Consider the following 9,498-nt stretch of genomic DNA (forward strand, 5'->3'; position numbering starts at 1 on the left):
TCGAACTCACCATAGGAATGCCGCACACCGTCGAACACCACCGCGGGCGCGGCCGGATCGACCGCCACCGCCGCCGCGATCAAATCGGGCAACGTCCGTGCCGGCACCGCCGGGCCACCCGACCGCGACCCCAGCTCCGCGCGCTCGGCCGGGCTCAGGAACGCCGCGTCACCCACCGGCCGCTCCGGCGCGTCGACCAGATGGTCGATCACCCGCAGCATTCGCGTCGCGAGTGTTTCCACACCCGCGCCGTCGAAACGGCTGGTCAGGTACTTGAACATGATGCGGACCGTGTTGTCGGCCGTCACCACCAGAGTCATCGGGTAGTGGCTGTTGTCCCGGGTGCCCACACCGGTGATGGACATACCGTCGATATCGCTGGTGGCGGCGACGGTCGCGGCATCGGTGGGATAGGACTCGAAAACGAACAGGCTGTCGAACTGCGCCGCGGTCCCGGCCGCCCGCTGGATATCGGTCAGCCCGAGGTGGTGGTGTTCCAGCAGGGCGGCCTGTGCCCGCTGCAGATCGGTGAGCAGCTCGCTGGTGGTCGCCCGGTGGTCGGCCCGGACCCGGACCGGCAGGGTGTTGATGAACAGGCCGACCATGGACTCGACCCCGGGGAGTTCGGCCGGACGGCCGGACACCGTGGCGCCGAAGACCACATCGTCACGACCGGTGATCCAGCCGAGCAGCACACCCCAGGCCGCCTGCAGCAGGGTGTTCATCGTGATCCCGAGATCGGCGGTGCGCGCGGCGAGTTGCCGCGTCCGGTCCTGATCGATCTCGGCGACGAAGGTGGCGATCTCGTAGCTTTCGGCCGTCGCCGGCTCGGGCGACAGCAGGGCGGGCTCGGTGAACCCGTCCAGAGCGTCGCGCCACGCCCGCGCGGAGGCGTCGTGATCCCGGTCGGCCAGCCAGGCCAGGAAATTCCGGTACGAGACCACGCGGGGCAGCACGGAGGCGTCGCCGCGCAGGGCGTACAGCGTCAGCAGTTCCCGCATGAGCAGCGGCATGGACCAGCCGTCGAGCAGGATGTGGTGGGTGGTGATCGCCAGCTGCCAGGCGTCGTCGGCCAGCCGGACCAGGTGGAACCGGATCAGCGGCGGAGCCGACATATCGAAGTGATCGGCCTGGTCCGCCGCCAGCAGCCGGTCCAGCTCAGGGCCGCGTTCGGCTTCGGGCAGCTCCCGCAGGTCGAGATCGCGCCACGGCACCGGTACGGAGTCGAGAACGAGCTGCACCCACTCGCCGTCGCCACCGGCGACGAACGCGGTCCGCAGATTCGGGTACCGGCCGATCATGACCTCGGCGGCACGCCGCAGCCGGGCCGAATCCACCGCGCCGGTCAGGCCGACCGACGACTGCATGGTGTAGACGTCGTGCCCGGCCCCCACGAACTGGGCGTGGAACAGCAGCCCGGACTGCAGCGGCGACAGCGGCCACACTTCCGTCATCGCCGGATAGTCGTCCTCCCACCGTTCGATATCGGCCTGGGACACCCGCACCAGCGGCATATCGGATGGAGTGAAACCGCCCGCGTCCGGCCTGCGGCTGTGTTCGGCGAGGGCGGTGAGCGCGGCGACCCACAGGTCCGCGAACTCCCGCACCCGGGCCTCGGTGAGCAGTCCGCTCGGGAAGGCGAAGGACGCGCTCAATACCGGGCCGTCGGCGCCGGATTCGACGATGGCGTTGATATCCAGTGCCGCGTTGGCGGGCATATCGCGGTCCGCCTCCGCGTCGATCGCGCCCAGATCGGCGGTCGGCATCCAGCCGAGTTCGGCCATCTCGGCGGGGATCTCGCCGCCGGAGACCCGGCCCAGGTAGTTGAAGCTGATCTGTCCGGGCACCCGTTCCGGCAACGCCGCGCCGGTATCGGTGTTCAGGTAGCGCAGCAGACCGTAGCCGAGTCCCTTGTCGGGAACGGCGAGCAGCTGTTCCTTCACCGCCTTCACCGCCGCGCCCATGGCCGGACCACCCGCGTAGGCCTCGTCCAGATCGATACCCGGCAGCTCCAGCCGCACCGGGTGCACGGCCGTGAACCAGCCGACCGTGCGGGACAAGTCGGCGCCGGGCACGACGGTCTCTTCTCGCCCGTGACCTTCCAGTTTGATCAGCGCGGCCGGCGCGGCGGCGGCGCCGCGCAGGCGGGCCACGGCCAAGGTGACCGCGGTCAGCAGGGCGTCGTTGGGTCCGCCGTGGTAGCGGGCGCCCACGGTGGTGAGCACGGCCTCGGTGAGTTCGGCGGGCAACGACACCGAGAACCGTTCGACGGTGGCGTTGGTATCGACGGCCGGATCGAACGCCCGGTCGCCGAGCAGCGGGTCCGGGGTTTCGGCGATCGTGCGCCAGTACGGCAGTTCGGCGATCCGGGCGGGATCCGCCGCGGCCTCGGCCAGCCCGTGGGCCCAGCGGCGCAACGAGGTGCCGACCGGCGGCAAGACCACCGGCTCACCGGCCGCGAGCTGCGACCACGCCAGTGCCAGGTCCGGGATGACGATGCGCCACGACACACCGTCGACCACGAAATGGTGCGCCACGAATACCAGTACATCGCGCCGCTCACCCTGGAAGGCGAACCAGATGAACTGCGCCATCACGCCCGCGTCGGGGTCCAGGCGGCCCATCGCGGCATCGAATTCGGCCGACGCGCGCAGGGTGAGTCCGGCATCGTCGATCTCGTCGTCGAGATCCACCCGGTGCACGAGCCCGTCGATATCGATGGCGCCGGGAGCCGGCACCTCGAACGCCGCGGGCCCGTCGACCGGCCGCAGCAACCGGGCGCGTAGCGCGTCGTGGTGATCGAATACCGCGGACAGGGTCGCCACCAGCGTCTCGCGATCGATACCGACCGGCAGTCGCAACATCATCGGCTGCACGAACCGCTGATACGACGTGTCACTGTGCAGGATCTGGGACATGACCGGCAGCACCGGCATGGTGCCGACTCCGCCGCCGGGCAGTTCGGCCAGCCGCTGCTCGTCGGCGCCACCCAGCGTGGCGATTTCGGCGAGCCCGGCGACGGTCCGCCGTTCGAACACATCGCGCGGAGTGAACACCACACCGCGGGCCTTCGCCCGGGAGACCAGCTGGATCGACAGGATGCTGTCGCCGCCGAGGGCGAAGAACGAATCGTCGACACCGACCCGCTCCACGCCGAGCACATCGGCGAACACCTCGGCGATCACGGTTTCGGCCTCGCCGACCGGCTCGCGGTAACTCCGGACCTCGAGCACCGGTTCCGGTAGCGCCCTGCGGTCGAGCTTGCCGACCGGTGTCAGCGGGATCTCGTCGAGGACCACGATCGCCGAGGGCACCATATGCGCGGGCAGGCCCGCGGCGACGAACTCCGTCACCGCGGCGGTGTCCACGCTCCGGTCCCGGGCCGGAAGCACATAGGACACCAGAATCGTCGCGCCCGCGGCGATCTCCCGGCCGAGCGTCACCGAGTATTCGATATCCGGATGCGCGGCCAGGGCGGTGTCGATCTCCCCCAGTTCGACCCGGAAACCACGGATCTTGACCTGGAAATCGGAGCGGCCCACATAGTCCAGCTCCCAATACACCGTCGGCAACGCCTCGTTGCCCGCTCGCCGGCCCGGCGCGGCGTACCACCGCACCACATCGCCGGTGCGGTACATCCGGGCACCCTCGAAGCTGAACGGGTTGGCGACGAAACGTTCCGAGCTCAGGCCGGGCCGGTTGAGATAGCCACGGGCCAGCGCGCCACCGGACAGATACAGCTCGCCCGCCACCCCCGGGGGTACCGGATTCAGTCGTGAATCCAGTACCAGCGCCGACATCCCGTGCACCGGGCTGCCGATGGTGACGTGATCGCCGGGTGCCAGGCGCGCGTACGAGGAGATGATCGTGGTCTCGGTGGGACCGTAGCCGTTGAAGTACTTACGCCCCGGCTCCCATTTGGCCAGCAGCTCCGGTGTGGTCACGTCACCGCCGACGGAAACCACCCGCAGTGCGTCCAGATCCGCCGGATCCATGGTGCCCAGTACCGCCGGGGTGATGATCGTATGGGTCACCTCTTCGACCCGCAGCAGTTCGGCGAGGTCGGGTCCGCCGATGATCTCGCCCGGTACCACCACCAGAGTGGCGCCGACGAACCCGGTGCACACCCATTCCAGTACCGACGGATCGAAACTCGGTGAGCAGATGTGCAGGAACCGGTGCCCGGCGGTCAGCTGATACAGATCGGCGGCGACATCGGCGAGACCGCCGATGCCCGCGTGCGTCACCACGACGCCCTTGGGCAGACCGGTGGAACCGGAGGTGTAGATGACATACGCCGGATGCCACATCATCAGCGGCGTGGTCCGCTCGGCATCGGTGATCCGGCCGGTGGGTTTCGCCGCCATCTCCGCCCGCAGCCCGGGGTCGTCGAGCCGCAACCATTCCGTCTCGCCGGGCAGCCGGTCGATGTACTCGGCAGCGGTCAGACCCAGGGCCGCGCCGGAGTCGGAGAGCATATGGCGCATCCGGTCCAGCGGATAGTTCGGGTCCACCGGCAGATGCGCACCACCGGCCTTGGTCACCGCCCAGAACGCCAGCACGATCTCGTAGGAGCGCGGGAAGGAAAGCGCCACGATGGTTTCCGGTCCGACACCGCGGTCGATCAGTACGCGGGCCAACCGGGAGGACTCCGCGTCCAGCTCCCGATAGCTCACCGACCGGCCGCGATACCGGACCGCCACACCGTCGGGATTCGTACGGACACCGTGGTGCAGGATCTCCGGCAGCAGCCCGGTCGCCATCACCTCGTCCCCACGGATATGGGTGAGCAGGCGATATTCGGAATCGTCGATAATGGGCAGATCACCGATCGGCGCCTCGGGAGTACGCGTCAGCGCCCCCAGCAGATGCACGAACCGGCGTGCGAACACACCGATCGTGTCCTCGTCGAACAGGTCCTTGGCGTAGGAGAATTCGGCCCCCATACCCGCACCGGTCTCGACGATCCGGAGCGAGAGGTCGAACTTCGCGATCGCGGTGTCGAATTCGACAGCGGCGACCCGCAACCCGGGCAGTTCGAATGCCGCCGGCGGCAGATTCTCGAACGACAATGCCACCTGGAACAGCGGATGCCGGGCCGTGGACCGCTCGACCTCGACCAGTTCCACCAGCCGCTCGAACGGCACATCGGCGTGTGCGAACGCCTGGAGATCGAATTCCTTCGTCGCCGCCAGGAATTCGGCGAAACTCAGCTCGCCCCGCACATGCGACCGCAGCACCAGCGTGTTGACGAACATCCCGATGACATCATCGAGTTCGGCCTCGCCACGGCCCGCGATCGGCGTACCGACGGCCACATCGTCGGTGCCCGACAATCGCGCCAGCAAAAGGGCCAGCGCGGCATGTACGACCATGAACACCGTCGCGTTGTGCTCGGCGGCCAGCCTCGTCACACCGCGATACAACTCGTCGTCGATCGGGAAGGGCAGGGTGCCACCGGCGAACGACTGCACGGTGGGCCGCGGGCGGTCGGCGGGCAGATTCAGCCCGTCCGGCAATCCCGCCAGCGCCTCGCGCCAATACCTCACCTGGGCACTGACCAGGCTGTCCGGGTCCTCCTCGGATCCCAGAACCTCACGCTGCCACAGGCTGTAGTCGGCGTACTGCACCGGCAGCGGGCGCCAGGCGGGCGCCGCGCCGGCGGCGTGGGCGGCGTAGGCGGTCATCACGTCGCGGGTCAGCGGACCCATCGACCAGCCGTCGGCGCTGATGTGGTGCACCACGAAAACGAGGACGTATTCACCGTCGGCCAGGTGGAACAGGGCCGCCCGCAACGGGATCTCGGTGGTCACGTCGAAACCGGCGCCGACGATAGCGCTGATCCGCGCGGGCAGGTCGTCGGCCCGCAACGGAATCGGGGTGAGGTCCGGTACGGCCTGCGCGACCGGCAGCACCATCTGGTGCGGCCGCCCGTCGTGGGCCGGGTAGACGGTTCGCAGGGTTTCGTGGCGAGAGACCACATCGGTGACCGCCGCGCGCAGCGCGGGCACATCGAGATCACCGGTCAGCCGGACCGCGACCGGAATGTTGTAGGCGTTCGACGCGGTATCGAACTGGTTGAGGAACCACATCCGCTGCTGTGCCAGCGACAACGGCACCCGCTCGGGACGCGGCCGGGGCGCCGGGGCCGGCATACCGGCGCGACCGGTCGCGGTCTCCGCCACGGCCGCCAGCGCCGCGACGGTGGGGGCCTCGAACAGCATCCGTACCGGAACCCGCGCGTCCAGAGCGGCACCGATCCGCGCCGCTACCTGGGTAGCGATCAGCGAATTGCCGCCGAGTGCGAAGAAGTCGTCGTCGGCACCCACCCGGGCGACGCCGAGGACATCGGCGAACACGCCCGCGACGATCTCCTCGATGGGGGTCGAGGGAGCCCGGAATTCCCGCGCCTCGAAGGTCGGCTCCGGTAGCGCCTTACGGTCCAGCTTGCCGGAAGTGTTCAGCGGGAAGGCGTCGAGTTCGACCACCGCGGCCGGAACCATGTAGGTGGGCAGTACCGCACGCACGCTCTCCATGAGCTCGCCGGCCGTCACCCGCGACCCCGGAACCGGCACCACATAGGCGACGAGCTGCTCACCCAGCTGCGAAGCCGAGACCGTCACCGCCGCCTGGCTCACCTGCGGCTGCGCCAGGAACGCCGACTCGATCTCGCCCAGCTCGATCCGCTGACCACGGAATTTCACCTGGAAATCGGTACGACCCAGGTACTCCAGCACCGAACGGTCGGCGGCCCGCGTCCACCGCACCAGGTCGCCGGTGCGATACATCCGCTGCCCGGCGTCGAACGGGCTCGCCACGAACCGGTCCGCGGACAGGTCCGGCCGGGTCACATACCCGCGAGCCAGCTGATCACCCGCCAGGTACAGCTCACCCGTGACACCCTCCGGCACCGGGTTCAGCCGCGAATCCAGCACATACACGCGCGAATTCCACTGCGGGGCGCCGATCGGCACAGTGCCGGTCTCGGCGCCCGTGGCCTGCCAATAGGTGATGGAGACGGCGGCCTCGGTCGGACCGTAGAGATTGTGCACCGCGGCCGGGGAGATCGCCCGCATCGCGGTCACCGTCTCCGGTGGTAGTGCCTCACCGATCACGAACACGTGCCGCAAACCCGGCACGGCCTCCGCCTCGGTATGCGCGGCGAACACCGTCAGCATCGACGGTACGAAGTCGGTGACCGTGACCCGCTGCTCCGCGATGGTCCGCGCGAGGTAGGCGGGGTCGCGATGACCGTCCGGGGTGGCCACCACCAGCCGGGCGCCCACCGCCAGCGGCATGAAGTAGCCCCACAGCGAGACGTCGAAGGTGGTGGCGGTCTTCTGCAGGTAGACATCCGAGGGGCCCAGCGGATACTGCGCCAGCATCCAGGCGATCTGGTTCGCGATCGCCGTGTGCGGGACCGCGACGCCCTTGGGCCGGCCGGTGGAACCCGAGGTGAAGATCACATACGCCGTATTCGACGGCCGCAGGGGGGCGATCCGATCGTTATCGGTCACGGGAGCGGAATCGAATCCGCCGGTGTCGAGGTTGTCCAGTGTCAGCACCGGAATTGTGGCCCCCGCCGCGGCCTGGGCGTCCCGGGTGGTCGACAGCAGGCACACCGGTGCCGCGGTGTCGAGGATGTAGCCGATCCGCTCCGCGGGATGCTCGGGATCCAGCGGCACGTACGCACCACCGGCGGCGACCACGGCGTACATACCCACGACCAGGTCCAGTGACCGTGACATCAGCAACCCGACCAGCGACTCCGGGCCCACGCCCTGTGCGATCAGATGCCGGGCCAAGCGGTTCACCCGCGCGCCGAATTCCCGGTAGGACAGGCTCGTCCCCTCGAAGGAGACGGCCACCCGATCCGGGTAGGCGGCGACCGCGCGCTCGAACCCGGCCGGCAACAGGGCGGGGACGAACGGATAGCCGGTGGCGTTCAGCTGTTCGAGTACCCGGGTCCGCTCGACCGGGGCCAGGATTTCCAGATCCCCCACCGGCAGCGCCGGATCCGCGACGATCTCGCCGAGCAATCGGGCGTACCGATCGGCGAAGCCGGCCACGGTGGCCTGATCGAACAGATCCGTGGCATAGGTCAGAAAGCCGCCCATACCCTGCGGCGCGCCGGTTTCGTCATAGGTCTCGGCGAGGATGATGTTCAGGTCGAACTGGGAGATCCCGGATTCGACACCGAGAGCGGACACCGTCAGGCCCGGCAGTTCCAGGTTCGACTGCGCCAGGTTCTGGAAGGTGAACCCGACCTGGAACAGCGGGTGCCGCGCCTGCGAACGGACCGGGTTCAGCACCTCCACCAGCCGCTCGAACGGCACATCGGCATGCGCGAACGCGGCGATATCGATCTCGCGCTGGCGCGCCAGCAGATCGGTGAACGCCTCGCCGCGATCGACCTGGGTCCGGAACACCAGGGTGTTCACGAACATACCGATCAGATCGTCGAGGGCCTGTTCACCACGACCCGCCATGGGGGTACCGATGGTGATGTCGTCGGTACCGGACAACCGGGCCAGCAGCACCGCGAACGCGGTATGCGCCACCATGAACAAGGTGGCACCCTGCTGCTGCGCCAGACGCAGCAGCCCGGCATGGACCTCGGCGTCGACCGCGATATCGACCCGGCCGCCGGAGAACGACTGCGTGGCCGGGCGCGGCCGGTCCGCGGGCAGGTCCAGCTGATCCGGTATCCCGGCCAGCGCCGATTTCCAGTACCCGACCTGTTCGGCCGCCAGCGACTCCGGATCCGATTCGTCACCGAGCAGTTCCCGCTGCCAGATGCTGAAATCCGCGTACTGCACCGGCAGTACCGCCCACGCGGGCGCGTCGCCCAGCGTGCGGGCGAGGTAGGCGGTCATCAGATCCCGGGTCAGCGGCGCCACCGAGGAGCCGTCGGCCGCGATATGGTGCACCACCATCGCCAGCACGAATTCACCCTGGTCACCGGCCGGGGCACGGTTATCGGAGCCGTCCGCCGGGGCGGGCCCGGATCCCGCGGCGTCCTGTTCCAGCACCCGGAACAGCGCCACTCGTAACGGCACCTCGGCGGTCACATCGAAACCGCCGGAGGTCAATTCGGCCACCGCGGCGACGACCTCTTCGGCCGCGACCGACCGGACCTCGAGCTGCGGTACTTCCTGCCCGACCGGCAGCACCACCTGCACCGGACCGGACTCCGTCTCCGGATATACCGTGCGCAGTACCTCGTGCCGGCCCACCAGATCGGCCACCGCGGCACGCAGCGCCGCCACATCCAGCGCACCGGACAACCGGATGGCCAGCGGAATGTTGTACGCCATCGACTGCTGGTCGAACCGGTTCAGGAACCACATGCGTTGCTGGGCCAGCGACAGCGGCACCAGCTCCGGACGCGGCTGCGGCACCAACGCCGCACGACCACCCGAACCCGCATGCCGCTCCGCCCGCGACGCCAAACCGGCGACCGTCGACGCCTCGAACACCGCACGCACCGGAACCGTC

1 protein-coding gene is annotated in these 9,498 nt (G+C 69.0%); it reads right to left on the bottom strand.

Going from position 1 to position 9,498, the window contains the following annotated elements:
* On the bottom strand, positions 1–9,498 hold a 9,498-nt coding region (locus ACWDU1_RS23845), incomplete at both ends, for an amino acid adenylation domain-containing protein (protein ID WP_450001680.1).

This window comes from Nocardia sp. NPDC003345, from assembly GCF_053589395.1.